We start from the raw sequence: 17,461 nt of genomic DNA on the forward strand, positions 1-17,461 counted from the left end.
CCGGCCTTCGTCCCCCATGAGCCCCGGGGCCGGGGTCAGAACCGCCCGGCGCCCAGGTCCCGCGACACCGCGCGGGCGCAGTCCCGGACGGCCGCGATCAGGTCGGGGCGCAGCTCCCCGTCCTTGCAGACCCGCTCCACGGCTCCCGTGATGCCCACCGCGCCGACCGGCATCCGCCGCCGGTTGTGGATCGGGGCGGCGACCGAGGCGACGCCCGTCCACGTCTCCTCGACGTCGTCCGCGTACCCCCGCGCGCGGGTCACGTCGAGGACGCCCTCGAACTGGTCCAGTTCGCTGATGGTGCGGGGCGTGAACGCCTTGCGGTCGACCTCCAGGACCTCGCTGTGCGCCACCGGGTCGTAGGCCGAGAGCACCTTGCCCAGCGCGGTGGAGTGCAGCGGCTGCATCGCCCCGACCTCCAGGACCTGGCGGCTGTCGTCCGGCCGGAAGACATGGTGCACGATCAGGACGCCCTGCTGGTGCAGCACGCCCAGATAGACGCTCTCACCGCTGGAGCGGGCCAGGTCGTCGGTCCACACCAGGGCGCGCGCCCGTAGTTCGTGGACGTCGAGGTAGGTGGTGCCGAGGCGCAGGAGCTCGGCGCCCAGCTGGTAGCGCCCGGAGGTCGCGTCCTGCTCGACGAACCCCTCGTGCTGGAGGGTGCGCAGGATTCCATGGGCCGTACCCTTGGCCAGACCCAGCGAGGAGGCGATGTCCGACAGGCCGAGCTGTCGCTCGCCGCCCGCGAGCAGCCGCAGCATCGCCGCCGCCCGCTCGAGCGACTGGATGTTCCGTGCCATCGCCGTGCTGCCTCCGTCCCCTTCGACCGCCGGCGTGCGATGACCGCTGCCGTTCGGCAATGTCGAACACTACCGGTCGTTACCGAGCTCCCGCCAATGGGTGGTCACCCCATGTTCCGGACCACTCCACGCCGCCGTCACCCGCGCCACACCCGTCCGGCCCGTGGACGCCCATGACTGATCGGCACTGCTCCGGGCTACCCTGACGGCGTGCGCTTTCCATGGGAAGCGCAAAGCCGACAGCCGTCGCACTCCAGGGAGCACCTTCATGGCCTCGTTGCCGAACCCGTCCCTTTCGTCCGGTCTCTCCGAAGGCCGCAGGCGAACCGACGCACTCCGAGAAGCACTCGCCACCCGCGTGGTGGTGGCCGACGGTGCGATGGGCACGATGCTTCAGGCGCAGGACCCGACGCTGGAGGACTTCGAGAACCTCGAAGGCTGCAACGAGATCCTCAACGTCACCCGCCCCGACATCGTCCGCTCCGTCCACGAGGCCTACTTCGCCGTCGGCGTCGACTGCGTGGAGACCAACACCTTCGGGGCGAACCACTCGGCGATGGCCGAGTATGACATCGCGGAGCGCGTCCACGAACTGTCGGAGGCCGGGGCCCGGCTGGCCCGCGAGGTCGCCGACGAGTTCGACGCCCGCGACGGCCGCCAGCGCTGGGTCCTCGGCTCGATCGGCCCGGGGACGAAGCTGCCGACCCTCGGCCACGTCTCCTACGGCACGCTGCGCGACGGCTTCCAGGCCAACGCCGAGGGCCTGCTCGCCGGCGGCGCCGACGCGCTGATCGTGGAGACCACCCAGGACCTGCTCCAGACGAAGTCCTCGATCCTCGGCGCGCGCCGCGCGATGGACGCGACCGGCGTCCAGGTCCCCCTCCTCGTGTCGATGGCCTTCGAGACGACCGGCACCATGCTGCTGGGCTCCGAGATCGGCGCCGCGCTGACCGCGCTGGAGCCCCTCGGCATCGACATGATCGGCCTGAACTGCTCGACCGGCCCCGCCGAGATGAGCGAGCACCTGCGCTACCTCACCCGGCACTCCCGCATCCCGCTGCTGTGCATGCCGAACGCGGGTCTGCCGATCCTGACGAAGGACGGAGCCCACTTCCCGCTCGACGCCGAGGGGCTGGCCGACGCCCAGGAGCACTTCGTCCGCGACTACGGTCTCTCTCTCATCGGTGGTTGTTGCGGTACGACGCCGGAGCATCTGCGGCAGGTGGTGGAGCGGGTGAACGGGCTCACGCCCGCCGGGCGTGAGCCGCGTCCGGAGCCGGGTGCCGCCTCCCTGTACCAGAGTGTTCCGTTCCGGCAGGACACCGCCTACATGGCGATCGGTGAGCGCACCAACGCCAACGGTTCGAAGAAGTTCCGTGAGGCGATGCTGGAGGGGCGCTGGGACGACTGTGTCGAGATGGCGCGGGACCAGATCCGCGAGGGCGCGCACATGCTCGACCTGTGTGTGGACTACGTCGGGCGGGACGGGGCGGCCGACATGGACGAGCTGGCCGGCCGTTTCGCGACCGCCTCCACGCTGCCGATCGTGCTGGACTCCACCGAGGTCCCGGTGCTCCGCGCCGGTTTGGAGCGCCTGGGGGGTCGTGCGGTTCTGAACTCGGTGAACTACGAGGACGGTGACGGTCCGGAGTCGCGGTTCGCGAAGGTCACCGGTCTGGCGCGGGAGCACGGGGCGGCGCTGATCGCGCTGACCATCGACGAGGAGGGCCAGGCCCGCACCGTCGAGACGAAGGTGGCGATCGCCGAGCGGCTCATCGACGACCTGACGGGCAACTGGGGCATCCATGAGTGCGACATCCTCATCGACTGCCTGACCTTCACCATCTGCACCGGTCAGGAGGAGTCCCGCAAGGACGGCATCGCGACGATCGAGGCGATCCGTGAGCTCAAGCGCCGCCGCCCGGACGTGCAGACCACCCTCGGCCTGTCCAACATTTCCTTCGGTCTGAACCCGGCCGCCCGGATCCTGCTCAACTCCGTCTTCCTGGACGAGTGCGTCAAGGCGGGCCTGGACTCGGCGATCGTGCACGCCTCGAAGATCCTGCCGATCGCCCGGTTCAGCGAGGAGGAGGTCACCACCGCCCTCGATCTGATCCACGACCGCAGGGCGGAGGGTTATGACCCGCTGCAGAAGCTGATGGCGCTGTTCGAGGGGGCGACCACGAAGTCGCTGAAGGCGGGCAAGGCCGAGGAACTGGCCGCCCTGCCGCTGGACGAGCGGCTCAAGCGGCGGATCATCGACGGCGAGAAGAACGGCCTGGAGGCCGACCTCGCCGAGGCCCTCCAGGACCGGCCGGCACTGGACATCGTCAACGAGACGCTGCTGGACGGCATGAAGGTGGTCGGCGAGCTGTTCGGCTCCGGCCAGATGCAGCTGCCGTTCGTGCTCCAGTCCGCCGAGGTGATGAAGACGGCCGTCGCCTACCTGGAACCGCACATGGAGAAGTCGGACGCGGAGGGCAAGGGCACCATCGTGCTGGCCACGGTGCGCGGGGACGTCCACGACATCGGCAAGAACCTCGTCGACATCATCTTGTCCAACAACGGCTACAACGTCGTCAACCTCGGCATCAAGCAGCCGGTCTCCGCGATCCTGGACGCCGCCGCCGAACACCGCGCCGACGTCATCGGCATGTCCGGACTCCTGGTCAAATCCACCGTGATCATGAAGGAGAACCTGGAGGAGCTCAACCAGCGCGGCCTCTCCGCCGACTACCCCGTCATCCTCGGCGGCGCCGCCCTGACCAGGGCTTATGTCGAACAGGACCTCCACGACATCTACCAGGGCGAGGTCCGCTACGCCCGCGACGCCTTCGAGGGCCTGCGCCTGATGGACGCCCTGATCGGCGTCAAACGCGGAGTGCCCGGCGCGGTCCTGCCCGAACTCAAGCAGCGCCGGGTGCGGGCCACCGCCGACGTGGTCGTCGAGGAGCGCCCCGAGGAGGGCCACGTCCGCTCCGACGTCTCCATCGACCACCCGGTTCCGAAGCCGCCCTTCTCCGGCACCCGCGTGATCAAGGGGATCCAGCTCAAGGAGTACGCCTCCTGGCTGGACGAGGGCGCCCTGTTCAAGGGCCAGTGGGGTCTCAAGCAGGCGCGCGCCGGCGACGGTCCGACGTACGAGCAGCTGGTCGAGACCGAGGGCCGGCCGCGGCTGCGCGGGCTGCTGGACAAGCTCCAGACCGACAACCTGCTGGAGGCGGCCGTGGTCTACGGCTACTTCCCGTGCGTCTCCAAGGACGACGACCTGATCATCCTGGACGAGCAGGGCAACGAGCGGACCCGGTTCACGTTCCCGCGTCAGCGCCGCGGCCGCCGCCTGTGTCTGGCCGACTACTTCCGCCCCGAGGAGTCGGGGGAGACCGACGTGGTCGGCCTCCAGGTCGTCACGGTCGGATCCCGGATCGGCGAGGAGACCGCCAGGCTCTTCGAGTCCAACGCCTACCGCGACTACCTCGAACTGCACGGCCTGTCCGTCCAGCTGGCCGAGGCCCTCGCCGAGTACTGGCACGCGCGGGTGCGCTCCGAGCTGGGCTTCGCCGGCGAGGACCCGTCCGAGATCGAGGACATGTTCGCCCTGAAGTACCGCGGCGCCCGCTTCTCCCTCGGCTACGGGGCCTGCCCCGACCTGGCGGACCGCGCCAAGATCGCCGACCTGCTCCAGCCGGAGCGGATCGGCGTCCACCTCTCCGAGGAGTTCCAGCTCCACCCGGAGCAGTCGACCGACGCGATCGTGATCCACCACCCGGAGGCGACGTACTTCAACGCACGGTGAGTGCCCCGACGCGCCGGTAAAGCGCGTCAATGAGCACACTGATCGGATAAGTCGTACACTGATCGGTCCACCGCAGGCCGGTTGCCCTTTGGCGCAAAAAGGGGCGACCGGCCTGATCGTCCCTCAAGGAGGTGCGCCAGGATGACCAGTACGGTCCCCGCGCTCGGAACTCGTACGGCCGAAGGCTCAGCCCTGCAGGCCGTGCTCCTCGACATGGACGGAACCCTGGTGGACACCGAGGGGTTCTGGTGGGACGTGGAGGTCGAGGTCTTCAAGGCCCTCGGCCACGCGCTGGACGACTCCTGGCGCCATGTCGTCGTCGGCGGTCCGATGACCCGCAGCGCCGGCTTCCTCATCGAGGCCACCGGAGCCGACATCACGCTGGCCGAGGTGACCTTGCTGCTCAACGACGGGTTCGAGGAGCGCATCGGCCGCTCCCTGCCCCTGATGCCGGGCGCGGCCAGGCTCCTCGCCGAGCTCGCGGCGCACGAGATCCCCACCGCGCTGGTCTCCGCCTCGCACCGGCGGATCATCGACCGGGTGCTGGGCTCGATCGGCTCCCACTTCTTCGCGCTGACCGTCGCGGGTGACGAGGTGGAGCGGACCAAGCCGTTCCCCGACCCCTATCTGCTCGCGGCCTCGGGGCTCGGCGCCGAACCGTCCCGATGCGCCGTCATCGAGGACACCTCGACCGGAGTCGCCTCCGCCGAGGCCGCCGGCTGCCAGGTCATCGCCGTTCCCTCGGTCGCGCCCATCGCCCCGGCGGCCCGCCGCACGGTCGTCGCCTCCCTGGAAGAGGTCGACCTGCCCTTTCTGCACCGTCTGATGACGGAAACGAGCTAGGCATTCACCGAACGTATGCCTTCCGGTCGCCCTGTGTGGTGCGCCGAACGCGGGGAGACTCCGGTCGCTCGCTGTGGTAATCGCGGGCGACGGCCCTCCGAAAATCGATATCGGGCGGATGGCTGAATTCCGGTACTCACCAATCGAGTTCATGCTGTGAGGTTCATCACGTGACGCAAGGTCGACAGGGCGACCGACTTGTGCTTTCACCCCCCATTCGTCAGTGCAGGACGCGCCCTTGTGTCCCGATTGATGGAACGCTGCACTAATTCCTTCCCGTGTCGGGTTATCGGTGCGTCCACGCCCGGTATCGCAGCGTGAGCGGAAGGGGTTTCCGGTGCCTGTGAGTCCTCGGCGCGGTGCGGACTAATGTCATCGCGAGAACATCGCCGTGACCCCGTGACCCGCCGCGCCACCCTTGCATGCCGGTTCGCGGAAACTACAGCTCTGGAGAAACACGAGCATGAACCGCAAGACTTTGGTGCTGCCGGCCGTGGTTGGCCTGCTCGCCCCGGTGCTCGCCGCGTGTGGCGGGTCCGCCAGCGGGAGTGACAGCGGCGATGCCATCGTTGTCGGCACTACGGACGCGTTCACCGCGACGAAGGATGCCCCGGCACCGTTCGACCCGGCCTACGCGTACGACGTCGGCACCTGGAACGTGCTTCGCCAGACCGTGCAGACGCTGATGGTCCAGCCGCGCGGTGACGGTGAGCCGCAGCCTGAGGCGGCCGAGAAGTGCGGCTTCACGGACGCCGGCAACGAGCGCTACTCGTGCACGCTGCGCGAGGGCCTGAAGTTCTCCAACGGCGACTCGGTCGTCGCGAAGGACGTCAAGTTCTCGATCGACCGCGCGCTCGCCATCGAGGCGGCCAGTGAGGTCTACTCCCTGCTGTCCAACGTCGACACCGTCGAGACACGGGGCGACCGCGAGGTGATCTTCCACCTGAAGAGCGCCGACGCGACGTTCCCGTTCAAGCTGTCGACGCCGGTGGCCGGCATCGTGAACCCCAAGAACTACGAGAAGGACAAGCTGCGCGACGGGTTCTCCGTCGACGGCTCCGGCCCGTACACCCTGGAGACCGAGGTCAGCGACGACAAGGTCGTCAAGGCCGTCTTCACCAAGAACTCCCACTACCAGGGCCAGTTGAAGGTGAAGAACTCCAAGGTCGAGATGCGCTCCTTCCCGGACCCCGCGGCCATGGGCAAGGCGCTCGAGGACGGTGACATCGACCTGATGACCCGCTCGATGTCGCCGGCCCAGATCGAGAAGCTGGACAACGCGTCGGGCGGCAACGTCGACCTGAACGAGATGCCCGGTCTGGAGATCCGCTACCTGGCCTTCAACACCTCCGCCCCGACGGTGAAGACCCAGGCCGTCCGCCAGGCCATGGCGCAGGTCATCGACCGCGGCGAGCTCGTGTCCGAGGTGTACAAGACGCAGGCCCAGCCGCTCTACTCCCTGGTCCCGGCGACCATCACGGGCCACTCCAACTCGTTCTTCAACAAGTACGGCGACCCGAGCGTCAGCCGCGCCCGGAACCTGCTGGCCAAGGCCTCCATCACCACCCCGGTCAAGATCACCCTGCACTACACGACCGACCACTACGGTACGGCGACCGCGCTGGAGTTCAAGATCCTGAAGGACCAGCTCAACAAGAGCGGCCTCTTCGAGGTCACGACCCAGGGCACGAGCTGGGACAAGTTCGTCCCGGCCGAGCGCGAGGGCAAGTACGACGTGTGGGGCATGGGCTGGTTCCCCGACTTCCCCGACGCCGACAACTTCCTGGCGCCGTTCCTCGACAAGCACAACTTCCTCAAGTCGCCGTACGCGAACAGCGACATCATCAACAACCTCATCCCGGAGTCCCGCCGCGAGGCCGACCGCGTGAGCGCGGCCAAGAGCCTCACGGAGATCCAGGACATCGTCGCCGACGAGGTGCCGATCATCCCGCTGTGGCAGGGCAAGCAGTTCATCGCCGCGCGCGACGACATCACGGGCGGGGAGTGGGCGCTGAACTCCTCCTCCACCCTGCAGCTGTGGGAGCTCGGCCGCGGCGTCAGCGACTGACCGATCCATCCCGACCCGGGGCCGCGAGCGGCCCCGGGTCCACCAGATCCAACGACAAGGCACGTGCAAGTGAACATGCGTAACCAGTGGCCAGTCCTGCCGATCATGGCGGGACTGGCCTCCGGCCTTCTCACCGGCTGTGGCTCGGAGACAGGCGATTCCGGGAGCAGGGGCTCCTCCGTGGTGATGGGGATGTCCGACGACGTCCTCGCCACCGACCCCGCTTCCGGCTACGACCCAGGATCGTGGCTGTTGTTCAACAACGTCTTCCAGTCGCTGTTGAGCTTCCCCAAGGGCGGCACCGAGCCCGAGCCGGACGCGGCCGAGAAATGCGCGTTCACCGACGCGGACACCAAGGTCTACCAGTGCACGCTGAAGGACGGACTGCAGTTCAGCAACGGTGACGACCTCACCTCCGCGGACGTCAAGTACTCCTTCGACCGCATGCTGAAGATCAACGACGGCGCCGGCCCGGCGATCATGTTCCCCATGCTCGACTCGGTCCGGACGCCCGACGCCAAGACCGTCGTCTTCCGGCTCAAGGACGCCGACGCCACCTTCCCGAGCAAGATCGCCTCCGGCGCCGGCTCGATCGTGGACCACCGGGAGTACGCCACCAACGGACTCCGCGAGGACGGCGAGGCCGTCGGCTCCGGCCCCTACAAGCTCGACTCGTTCAGCGACGACAAGGCCGTCTTCTCGGTCAACCCGAAGTACAAGGGCACCGCCCTGGGCAAGGGCGCCGACATCACGCTGAAGTTCTTCCACGGCGACCAGGCGGGACTGAAGAAGGCGCTCCTGGACAACCAGGTCGACATCGCCTACCGAGGCCTCGCCGCCGACGCCATCGCGGACATCGAGAACGGCACCGAGAGCGACAGCGGGATCAACGTCGTCGAGGGCACCAGCGCCGAAGTCCAGCACATGGTCTTCAACATGAACGACCCGGTGGTGGGCAAGCCCGGCGTCCGCAAGGCCATCGCCCACCTCCTGGACCGCGACGCCCTCGTCGACGAGGTCTACCGGAACACGGCGACGCCGCTGTACTCGATCATCCCGGCCGGCATCACCGGCCACAGCACGTCCTACTTCGACACCTACGGCGCCCGCCCCTCGCGCTCCAAGGCCGCGGCCGCCCTGCGCACCGAGGGCGTCACGGGCAAGGTGAAGCTCACCCTCTGGTCGACCCCCTCGCGCTACGGTCCCTCCACGGACCAGGAGTTCAAGGCGATCGCCGCACAGCTCAACGCCAGCGGCCTGTTCGACGCGACCGTGAAGTCCGTTCCCTACGCCCAGTACGAGAAGGACATCGCCAAGGGCAAGTACGGCGTCTACGTGAAGGGCTGGGTCCCCGACTACCCGGACCCCGACAACTTCACGGCCCCGTTCTTCGGCAAGGGCAACGTGCTGAAGAACAACTTCACCAACGACCTGATCATCGACAAGCTCATCCCGAAGACGGCCGCCGAGAGCGACCGCTCCTCGACCAGCGGCGAATACGGCAAGGTCCAGGACCTGGTCGCCGAAGACCTGCCGATGATCCCGATCTGGCAGGCCAAGCAGTACGCCGTCGCACGCGACAACGTCTACGGCCTCGAGAACTGCCTCGACGCCTCGACCGTCTTCCGGTTCTGGGAGATCAGCAAGGGCTGACCCCACCGCCCGAAGCAGCCCCACGCGAAGGGCGCCCGCTCCCTGCAGGGAACGGGCGCCCTTCGCGCTGCCCACGACGGACCGGGGACCGGCCCCGGCGAACCGGCGCTACTGCGCCCCGGGACGCACCAGCCCGCTCTCGTACGCGTACACCGCGGCCTGCACCCGGTCCCGCAGCCCCAGCTTCGTCAGGACATGTCCCACATGTGTCTTGACCGTGGTCTCGCTGACGAACAGATCGGCCGCGATCTCCGCGTTCGACAGCCCCCGCGCCACCAGCTTCAGCACCTCGACCTCGCGGTCCGTCAGCGTGTGCAACGTGTCGGGAACCGGCTCGTCACCGGAAGGCAGATGACCCGCGTACTTGTCGAGCAGCCGACGGGTGATGCTCGGCGCGAGCATCGCCTCACCCCCCGCGACCACCCGGATCGCCTGCACCAGCTCGTTGGCCGGCGCGTCCTTGAGGAGAAAACCGCTGGCGCCCGCGCGCAGCGCCTCCACCACGTACTCGTCGAGGTCGAACGTCGTCAGCACGAGCACCTTCGCCGGACCGTCCCGGCCCGGACCGGTGATCTGCCGCGTCGCCTCGACACCGTCCATCCGCGGCATACGGATGTCCATCAGAACCACATCGGGCTGCAGGGCACGAACCTGATCGAGCGCCTGGAGACCGTCACCGGCCTCGCCGACGACCGCCAGATCCTGCTCCGCCTCCAGAATCATCCGGAAGCCGGTGCGCAGCAGCGGCTGGTCGTCGACCAGTAGGACGCGGATGGCCACGTGAGTCTCCTTCGCTAGTCCGGCCCCATTCTGCCCTGCTCCCCGGTGCCCGACTCGGCCGCCCTGACCGGCAGCGGATACACCGGGGGAGTACCGCCGAATTCCGGACAGACGGCCTGATGGTCGCACCAGCCGCAGAGCTTGGTGGGACGCGGCCGCCACTCACCCGTCTCCGTCGCCAGCCGGATCGCCTCCCACAGCGCGAGCAGCTTCCGCTCGACACGCTCCAGATCCGCGATCACCGGGTCGTACGTCAGCACGTCACCACTGCCGAGATAGACGAGCTGGAGCCGACGCGGGACCACCCGCTTCAGCCGCCACACCACCAGGGCGTAGAACTTCATCTGGAACAGCGCGCCCTCGGCGTACTCCGGCCGCGGCGCCTTCCCCGTCTTGTAGTCGACGATCCGGACCTCGCCCGTCGGAGCCACGTCGACCCGGTCGATGATGCCGCGCAGCGTGAGCCCCGAATCGAGCCGCGCCTCGACGAACAGCTCCCGCTCCGCCGGTTCGAGCCGCGTCGGATCCTCCAGCGTGAACCAGCGCTCCACCAACCGCTCGGCCTCGCCGAGCCACCGCGCGAGCCGCTCACCCTCCGGATCGTCGGCGAACAGCTCCGCGACCTCCGGCCTGGACTCCCGCAACCGGTCCCACTGGCCCGGGATCAGCGACTTGGCGCGGGGCGCCGTCCGGTCCGCCGCCGGGGCGTCGAAGAGCCGTTCGAGGACCGCGTGCACCAAGGTCCCCCTGGTCGCCGCCTCGCTCGGCTTCTCCGGCAGCTTGTCGATCACCCGGAACCGGTACAGCAGCGGACACTGCATGAAGTCACTGGCACGCGAGGGCGACAGCGAGGCGGGCGCCCGCGCGACCACCGGAGCCGGTCCCACGGCGACGGACACGACGGCTTCGGCGGCCGCCACCGCTTCATCGGGCGCGCCGCCCCCGGTGCTGGATTCCATGACGACGACTCTACGGCCCGCCACCGACAGTCACCCCGTCCCGCCCGGAGCACGCCGCGGAAAACAGAGGGGGTGCCGGGGCGGAACGAGCCGCGACGGCCGCATACCATCGACCACAGACCCTTCCGCTCAGCACGGCCCGGGGCGGGAGACTCTTCGAACGAGGGGACATCGTGGACGAGAGCGGCGGGAGCGGGCAGCCGCGGTCCGGCACCGGCGAGGCGACCGAGGACCACGAGAGGCCCAGAGCCTCCACCGGTCCGGCCGCCGACGCCCCACGCGCCGGCGACGCCGGGCCCGGGCCGACGCCCCCGGCCCCCGATCACGACTCCCGGACCCGGGCGCACACCGACGGGGTCGACACCTCCGCCGACGGCCACCCCACGGCCCCGACGACGACCGGCGACCCCGACCGGACCCAGGCCGAGCCCCACCCCGGACCCCCCGCCGACTCCGCGGCCGACGACGCCACCGCGCCCCGGACCACGTCCGAGACGCACCCCGACCCCACACCCCGCCCCGGAGCGTCCACCGACCCCCTGGCGAAACCACCCACGACCACGGAACGCACCGACGGCCCCCGGCCCCACGACGAACCCGGTCAACCCTCCGCCGGCCCGGACGAACCCCACGAAGGGCCCTCGCCCTTCACCGCCCGTGACGAACACGCCGAGGCCCACCGCACCCTGGCGAGCACCGGCAACGGCAAGAGGCGACCGCCCCGCCGCCCGAAGGAACCCGGCGGCGGACTCCTCATGGGCCGCCCGTTCGGCGTCCCCGTCTACGTCGCGCCCAGCTGGTTCCTCGTCGCGGCCCTGATCACCTGGGTGTTCGGCGGCCAGCTCGACCGCGTCCTGCCCGAACTCGGCGCCACCCGCTACCTCGTCTCCCTCTTCTTCGCGGTCGCCTTCTACGCCTCCGTCTTCGTCCACGAACTCGCCCACACCGTCGCCGCCCTCCGCTTCAAACTCCCCGTGCGCCGGATCCAGCTCCAGTTCTTCGGCGGCGTCTCGGAGATCGAGAAGGAGGCCGAGACCCCCGGCAGGGAATTCGTCCTCGCCTTCGTCGGCCCACTCCTCTCCCTCGTCCTGTCCGGCCTCTTCTACCTCGCCATGCTGCCCGTCGAACCCGGCACCATCCCCGGCGTCCTGCTCGCCGGACTGATGGTCTCCAACCTCTTCGTCGCCGCCTTCAACCTGCTGCCCGGCCTGCCCCTCGACGGCGGCCGCATGCTCCGCGCCGTCGTCTGGAAGATCACCGGCAAGCCGATGAGCGGCACCGTCGCCGCCGCCTGGGTCGGCCGCGCCCTCGCCGTCTCCGTCCTCATCGGGCTGCCCCTGCTCACCCGGTCCGAGGCACTCGGCGCCGCCCCCGAGGACTTCGGCGGCATGGACACCGTCACCGACGCCCTCCTCGCCGCGATCCTCGCGGCGATCATCTGGACCGGCGCCGGCAACAGCCTCCGGATGGCCCGGCTGCGCGAACACCTCCCCGAACTGCGCGCCCGCTCCCTCACCCGGCGCGCCGTCCCCGTCGAGACCAGCACCCCGCTCTCCGAAGCGCTCCGCCGCGCCAACGACGTCGGCGCCCGCGCCCTCGTCGTCGTCGACGTCGACGGCGAACCGCTCTCCCTGGTCCGCGAGGCCGCCATCGTCGGCGTACCCGAACACCGCCGCCCCTGGGTCGCCGTCAGCGGCCTCGCCCAGGACCTCACCGACGGCATGCGCGTCTCCGCCGAACTCGCCGGCGAAGACCTCCTCGACGTCCTGCGCGCGAGCCCCGCCACCGAGTACCTGGTGGTGGAGGACTCCGGCGAGATCTACGGCGTCCTGTCCGCCGCCGACGTCGAGCGCGCCTTCGTGAAGGCCATGGCCCGGCCCTCCTGACCGTGGTCGGCGGCCCCGCCCGGGACCGGTAGGCTGGTCACATGTCCGAACCGACCGGTGCCGCCCGCAGGCGCGGGCCCTTCAAGGTCGGGGACCAGGTTCAGCTGACCGACCCCAAGGGCCGCCACTACACGTTCACGCTCGAGGCCGGGAAGAATTTCCACACCCACAAGGGTTCCTTCCCCCACGACGAGCTGATCGGTGCTCCCGAGGGCAGCGTCGTCCGCACCACGGGGAACGTCGCCTATCTCGCGCTGCGCCCCCTGCTCCCCGACTACGTCCTGTCCATGCCCCGCGGCGCCGCCGTGGTCTACCCCAAGGACGCGGGGCAGATCCTGGCCTTCGCCGACATCTTCCCCGGCGCCCGCGTCGTCGAGGCGGGGGTCGGATCCGGCTCGCTCAGCAGCTTCCTGCTGCGCGCCATCGGCGACCAGGGCATGCTGCACTCCTACGAGCGCCGCGAGGACTTCGCCGAGATCGCCCAGCAGAACGTGGAACGCTACTTCGGCGGACCGCACCCCGCCTGGCAGCTCACCGTCGGTGACCTCCAGGACAACCTGAGCGACACCGACGTCGACCGCGTCATCCTCGACATGCTCGCCCCCTGGGAGTGCCTGGAGGCCGTCTCCAAGGCGCTCGTCCCCGGCGGCATCGTCTGCTGCTACGTGGCGACCACCACCCAGCTCGCGCGCACCGTCGAGTCGATCCGCGAGATCGGCTGCTTCAACGAGCCCAGCGCCTGGGAATCGATGATCCGCAACTGGCACATCGAAGGCCTGGCCGTCCGCCCCGACCACCGGATGATCGGCCACACCGGCTTCCTGCTCACCGCCCGCCGCCTCGCGGACGGCGTCGAGCCGCCCATGCGCCGCCGCCGCCCCTCCAAGGGCTCGTACGGCGAGGACTACTCCGGTCCGAACGCCGACGGCGGCTCCGGCCGCTGACGTACCCAACACACCACCGATGTGGCCGAGTTCCCCGACCGACCGGGGAACTCGGCCACATCGGTGTTTCCCTGACCCACCGCCAGAAGACCCGCCGGCGGACCTCGGCAACCCGGTCCGACGGCTCCGCCGAACGCTCCGGCGGCCGCCCGCAAGGCTTCTGACGGGACGCCAGGAACCCGGCCGCCGGATCCCCGAACCCACCGCACCCCTGCCGCCCGGGACCCGGCACGGAGCCCGCCGCGCAGGTGGGCGGCCCTGTCCGGGACCTACGGCCCCGCCCCCCCCGGGAGCCTGCCACGGGACGTCGCCCGCCCACGCGGGCCGGCCGCCCGCAAGGCCCCCGCGGTCGGCTCGCGTGGCGGGCGGACCGGCGGAACCCGGGGCGCCAGGACGTACGGAAGACGCCTCCCGCGCCCGGCCGGCCGGAGCCGCCGAGAACCCCCACGCCCCCGCCCGGGCCCGACCGCCGCGGCCGTGCCGGAACGGAGCGGGAGACTCCACCGGAACTCCTCACGAGTCCGGACCCCGCCGTTCCACCGGGCTGTGACGTGTGGCACCATGCGGGACACCTCACCCCCACCGGCACAGCCCTCGCGGGAGACACCCCTAGTGCAGCAATCCGTTGTCCCGGAACTGGCCCACACGCACACCAGCCCCCTTCAGTGGGTAGCCACGGCCACGGCCCTGGCGGGAGTCGTGGCGCTCTCCTCCGTCCTCCAGCCCGACCCGGCGACGGCGGCCCAGCCCGGCGCCGACGCGAAATCGGTGACGGCCCCGGTGGCCGCCCCCGACCCGACCGGGGTGGACTTCCCGATCGCCTGCGGCCCCTTCAAGGCGCTCGTCGAGAAGAAGGCCTCCGGCGACCTCGACGGCGACGGCCGCCCGGAGACCGTGGCCGTCGTCCGCTGCGACGCCGGCTCCGGCACACCGCCCAGCGGCGTCTACGTCCTCACCCAGACCGAGGGAACCGATCCCCGGGTCGTGGCGACCCTGGTCGATCCCAAGGACCGCATGAGCGTCACCGACTTCGCGGTGCGCGACGCAGCCGTCACGGCCACACTCCTCGGCTACTCCTCGGTCGACGTACCGAGTTGCTGCCCGGACGTGAAGGACAGCGTCAAGTGGCAGTGGAAGAACGGCGCGTTCATCCGCTCGACGCTGTCCTGAGCGCCCGGCGGGGCACATCCGCACCCGCCCGGCCCGGACAGACGAAAACACCCTCCGCGCCGCGGAGGGTGTGACGCACGGGACGAATCGTGGCGCGGAGTGTTCGGAAAATCACACCGCGTCAGGGCCGTAGACCTCGACCTTGTCCGAAACCCGACGGACATGGATGCAGTCACCCGGACATTCCTTCGCCGAGTCGGTCACATCGCGCAGAAGGGGCAGCGGTACGGGCGTTGTGGCACCCACCGCCTGCAGGAGCTCGTCATCGGCACTCTTCACGTACGCCAGACCGTCGATGTCCAGCTCAAAGACCTCGGGGGCGTACTGGACGCAGATCCCGTCGCCGGTACAGAGATCCTGGTCGATCCAGACCTCAAGCGCCTCGCCGTCGGCTCCGGTCTCCTGCTGCACGGTCGTTTCTCCTGCCATTTTCTGCGTCGAGCGGACCGAAGACTGGGGAATCGGGCCAGCTCTGACGGGTGTTGAACACTTCGACCCTACCTCCGTCCGCTTCCCAATCATGTTCGGTGGGTATTCCCCTGGCGTGAGGGAGAGCGCAAGGGTGAAGATCGGACACACCCCTACAGTCTTTGTGATCTAGGGGTTTCAATCGACACCCACCCAGGTAGGGTCTGGAAGCGTCCAGCTCCCCTTGGAGGAGGTGAGGACCGTGGCAGCCCACGACGACGACATGAACCGCGGCATCCGCCCGGGAAGAGGGTCCGATGACCCCGCCGGGCAGATTGCCTACCTTGAGCAGGAGATCGCCGTCCTGCGACGCAAGCTCGCCGACTCTCCGCGGCATACGAGGATTCTCGAAGAGCGGATCGTCGAGTTGCAGACGAACCTGGCAGGCGTGTCCGCACAGAACGAGCGGCTCGCGAACACACTCCGTGAGGCCCGCGACCAGATCGTGGCCCTCAAGGAGGAGGTCGACCGGCTCGCACAGCCACCGGCCGGCTTCGGTGTCTTCCTCACGGCGAACGAGGACGGCACGGCGGACATCTTCACCGGGGGCCGCAAACTCCGGGTGAACGTCAGCCCCAGCGTGGAGCTCGAAGAGCTCAGGCGCGGCCAGGAAGTCATGCTCAACGAAGCTCTCAACGTGGTCGAGGCCATGGAGTACGAGAGCGTCGGCGACATCGTCACCCTCAAGGAGATCCTCGAGGACGGCGAGCGCGCCCTCGTGCAGGGGCACACCGACGAGGAACGGGTGGTCCGGCTCGCCGAACCACTCCTGGACGTCAACATCCGTCCCGGAGACGCCCTGCTCCTCGAACCCCGTTCCGGCTATGTCTACGAGATCGTCCCGAAGAGCGAGGTCGAGGAACTCGTCCTCGAAGAGGTCCCGGACATCGGCTACGAGCAGATCGGCGGTCTGGGCGGCCAGATCGAGATGATCCGCGACGCCGTCGAGCTCCCGTACCTCTACCCCGACCTCTTCAAGGAGCACGAACTGCGGCCGCCCAAGGGCGTCCTGCTCTACGGGCCCCCCGGATGCGGAAAGACGCTCATCGCCAAGGCCGTGGCCAACTCACTGGCCAAGAAGGTCGCCGAAGTGACCGGACAGGCCACCGGCAAGAGCTTCTTCCTCAACATCAAGGGCCCCGAGCTCCTGAACAAGTACGTCGGCGAGACCGAGCGGCAGATCCGCCTCGTCTTCCAACGCGCACGGGAGAAGGCCAGCGAGGGCACCCCCGTCATCGTCTTCTTCGACGAGATGGAATCCCTCTTCCGCACCCGGGGATCCGGCGTCAGCTCGGACGTGGAGAACACCATCGTCCCCCAGCTGCTCGCCGAGATCGACGGCGTGGAGGGCCTGCAGAACGTCGTGGTGATCGGCGCCTCGAACCGCGAGGACATGATCGACCCCGCCATCCTGCGGCCCGGCCGGCTCGACGTGAAGATCAAGATCGAACGTCCGGACGCCGAAGCGGCGAAGGACATCTTCCAGAAGTACCTCACCGAGCGCCTCCCCCTGCACCCCGAGGACGTCGGGGAGCACGGCGGCGACAGGGCGGCCACCGTCCACGGCATGATCCAGACAGCCGTGGAGCAGATGTACGCCGAATCGGAGGAGAACCGCTTCCTGGAGGTCACCTACGCCAACGGCGACAAGGAAGTCCTCTACTTCAAGGACTTCAACTCCGGCGCCATGATCGAGAACATCGTCGGCCGCGCCAAGAAGATGGCCATCAAGGACTTCCTGGAACACAGCCAGAAGGGCCTCCGCGTCTCCCATCTCCTCCAGGCATGCGTGGACGAGTTCAAGGAGAACGAGGACCTCCCCAACACCACCAACCCCGACGACTGGGCCAGGATCTCCGGAAAGAAGGGCGAACGGATCGTTTACATCCGCACGCTCATCACCGGAAAGCAGGGCGCGGACACCGGACGCTCCATCGACACAGTGGCCAACACCGGTCAGTACCTGTAAAAGACAGGGCGGCTGCGGGTCCCCTCCACGGGTACCCGCAGCCGACTGTTTTTCAGGACGAAGCCGGACCACAGCAATGACGCAAATGATCTCCCCACCAGCGCATAGGCGTTCTAGGCTCTTTC

At 69.1% G+C, this 17,461-nt stretch carries 12 protein-coding genes; 8 read left to right on the top strand and 4 right to left on the bottom strand.

Going from position 1 to position 17,461, the window contains the following annotated elements:
* Window positions 1-35: 35 nt before the first annotated feature.
* Window positions 36-800 (bottom strand): IclR family transcriptional regulator, encoded by a 765-nt coding sequence (locus ACFYW7_RS20065; protein ID WP_389504056.1) that lies wholly within the window; start codon window positions 798-800, stop codon window positions 36-38.
* 268 nt (window positions 801-1,068) lie between these two features.
* On the opposite strand from ACFYW7_RS20065, the gene metH reads away from it, so the two are divergent.
* The 4 genes from metH (at window position 1,069) to ACFYW7_RS20085 (ending at window position 9,160) form a co-directional block, all read left to right on the top strand.
* Window positions 1,069-4,596 (top strand): methionine synthase, encoded by a 3,528-nt coding sequence (gene metH / locus ACFYW7_RS20070; RefSeq protein WP_389504058.1) that lies wholly within the window; start codon window positions 1,069-1,071, stop codon window positions 4,594-4,596.
* Window positions 4,597-4,737: 141 nt separating this feature from the next.
* Window positions 4,738-5,439 (top strand): HAD family hydrolase, encoded by a 702-nt coding sequence (locus ACFYW7_RS20075; protein WP_389504060.1) that lies wholly within the window; start codon window positions 4,738-4,740, stop codon window positions 5,437-5,439.
* A gap of 463 nt (window positions 5,440-5,902) precedes the next feature.
* A complete protein-coding gene (locus tag ACFYW7_RS20080) occupies window positions 5,903-7,507 on the top strand; it encodes an ABC transporter substrate-binding protein (RefSeq protein WP_389504062.1) in 1,605 nt (534 codons plus the stop codon).
* 69 nt (window positions 7,508-7,576) lie between these two features.
* Window positions 7,577-9,160, top strand: coding sequence for an ABC transporter substrate-binding protein (locus ACFYW7_RS20085; RefSeq protein ID WP_389504064.1), 1,584 nt, complete (start codon window positions 7,577-7,579; stop codon window positions 9,158-9,160).
* Between the two features lie 108 nt (window positions 9,161-9,268).
* Here ACFYW7_RS20085 and ACFYW7_RS20090 read toward each other — a convergent pair whose 3' ends face one another.
* Together ACFYW7_RS20090 and ACFYW7_RS20095 are read right to left on the bottom strand one after the other, a co-directional pair.
* On the bottom strand, window positions 9,269-9,940 hold the full coding sequence (locus ACFYW7_RS20090) for a response regulator (protein WP_369239127.1): 672 nt from the start codon (window positions 9,938-9,940) through the stop codon (window positions 9,269-9,271).
* A gap of 14 nt (window positions 9,941-9,954) precedes the next feature.
* Window positions 9,955-10,899 carry a RecB family exonuclease gene (locus ACFYW7_RS20095; RefSeq protein WP_389504067.1) on the bottom strand — a complete coding sequence of 315 codons (945 nt, stop codon included), beginning with the start codon at window positions 10,897-10,899 and terminating at the stop codon, window positions 9,955-9,957.
* Between the two features lie 173 nt (window positions 10,900-11,072).
* On the opposite strand from ACFYW7_RS20095, the gene ACFYW7_RS20100 reads away from it, so the two are divergent.
* From ACFYW7_RS20100 to ACFYW7_RS20110, 3 genes are all read left to right on the top strand, one after another.
* Complete coding sequence (locus ACFYW7_RS20100) at window positions 11,073-12,785, top strand: site-2 protease family protein (RefSeq protein ID WP_389504069.1); 1,713 nt, start codon at window positions 11,073-11,075, stop codon at window positions 12,783-12,785.
* A 41-nt stretch (window positions 12,786-12,826) separates the two neighbouring features.
* Window positions 12,827-13,729, top strand: coding sequence for a tRNA (adenine-N1)-methyltransferase (locus ACFYW7_RS20105; RefSeq protein ID WP_389504071.1), 903 nt, complete (start codon window positions 12,827-12,829; stop codon window positions 13,727-13,729).
* Between the two features lie 612 nt (window positions 13,730-14,341).
* Window positions 14,342-14,899 carry a hypothetical protein gene (locus ACFYW7_RS20110; RefSeq protein WP_389504073.1) on the top strand — a complete coding sequence of 186 codons (558 nt, stop codon included), beginning with the start codon at window positions 14,342-14,344 and terminating at the stop codon, window positions 14,897-14,899.
* Window positions 14,900-15,010: 111 nt separating this feature from the next.
* Here the strand turns inward: ACFYW7_RS20110 and ACFYW7_RS20115 are convergent, their stop codons facing one another.
* Window positions 15,011-15,328: a ferredoxin gene (locus ACFYW7_RS20115; RefSeq protein ID WP_389504075.1), complete on the bottom strand. Its 318-nt coding sequence runs from the start codon at window positions 15,326-15,328 to the stop codon at window positions 15,011-15,013.
* A 241-nt stretch (window positions 15,329-15,569) separates the two neighbouring features.
* Here ACFYW7_RS20115 and arc point away from each other — a divergent pair, with 241 nt between their 5' ends.
* On the top strand, window positions 15,570-17,336 hold the full coding sequence (gene arc, locus ACFYW7_RS20120) for a proteasome ATPase (protein ID WP_385702560.1): 1,767 nt from the start codon (window positions 15,570-15,572) through the stop codon (window positions 17,334-17,336).
* Window positions 17,337-17,461: the final 125 nt, after the last annotated feature.

Origin of the sequence: Streptomyces sp. NPDC002580 (assembly GCF_042889485.1) — a bacterium.
GTDB lineage: Bacteria > Actinomycetota > Actinomycetes > Streptomycetales > Streptomycetaceae > Streptomyces.

Coding starts and splice junctions, on each gene's coding strand:
- ACFYW7_RS20095 (WP_389504067.1), bottom strand. CDS start 10,899: ATGGAATCCAGCACCGGGGGCGGCGCGCCCGATGAAGCGGTGGCGGCC.
- ACFYW7_RS20105 (WP_389504071.1), top strand. CDS start 12,827: ATGTCCGAACCGACCGGTGCCGCCCGCAGGCGCGGGCCCTTCAAGGTC.
- ACFYW7_RS20075 (WP_389504060.1), top strand. CDS start 4,738: ATGACCAGTACGGTCCCCGCGCTCGGAACTCGTACGGCCGAAGGCTCA.
- ACFYW7_RS20115 (WP_389504075.1), bottom strand. CDS start 15,328: ATGGCAGGAGAAACGACCGTGCAGCAGGAGACCGGAGCCGACGGCGAG.
- metH (WP_389504058.1), top strand. CDS start 1,069: ATGGCCTCGTTGCCGAACCCGTCCCTTTCGTCCGGTCTCTCCGAAGGC.
- ACFYW7_RS20080 (WP_389504062.1), top strand. CDS start 5,903: ATGAACCGCAAGACTTTGGTGCTGCCGGCCGTGGTTGGCCTGCTCGCC.
- ACFYW7_RS20065 (WP_389504056.1), bottom strand. CDS start 800: ATGGCACGGAACATCCAGTCGCTCGAGCGGGCGGCGGCGATGCTGCGG.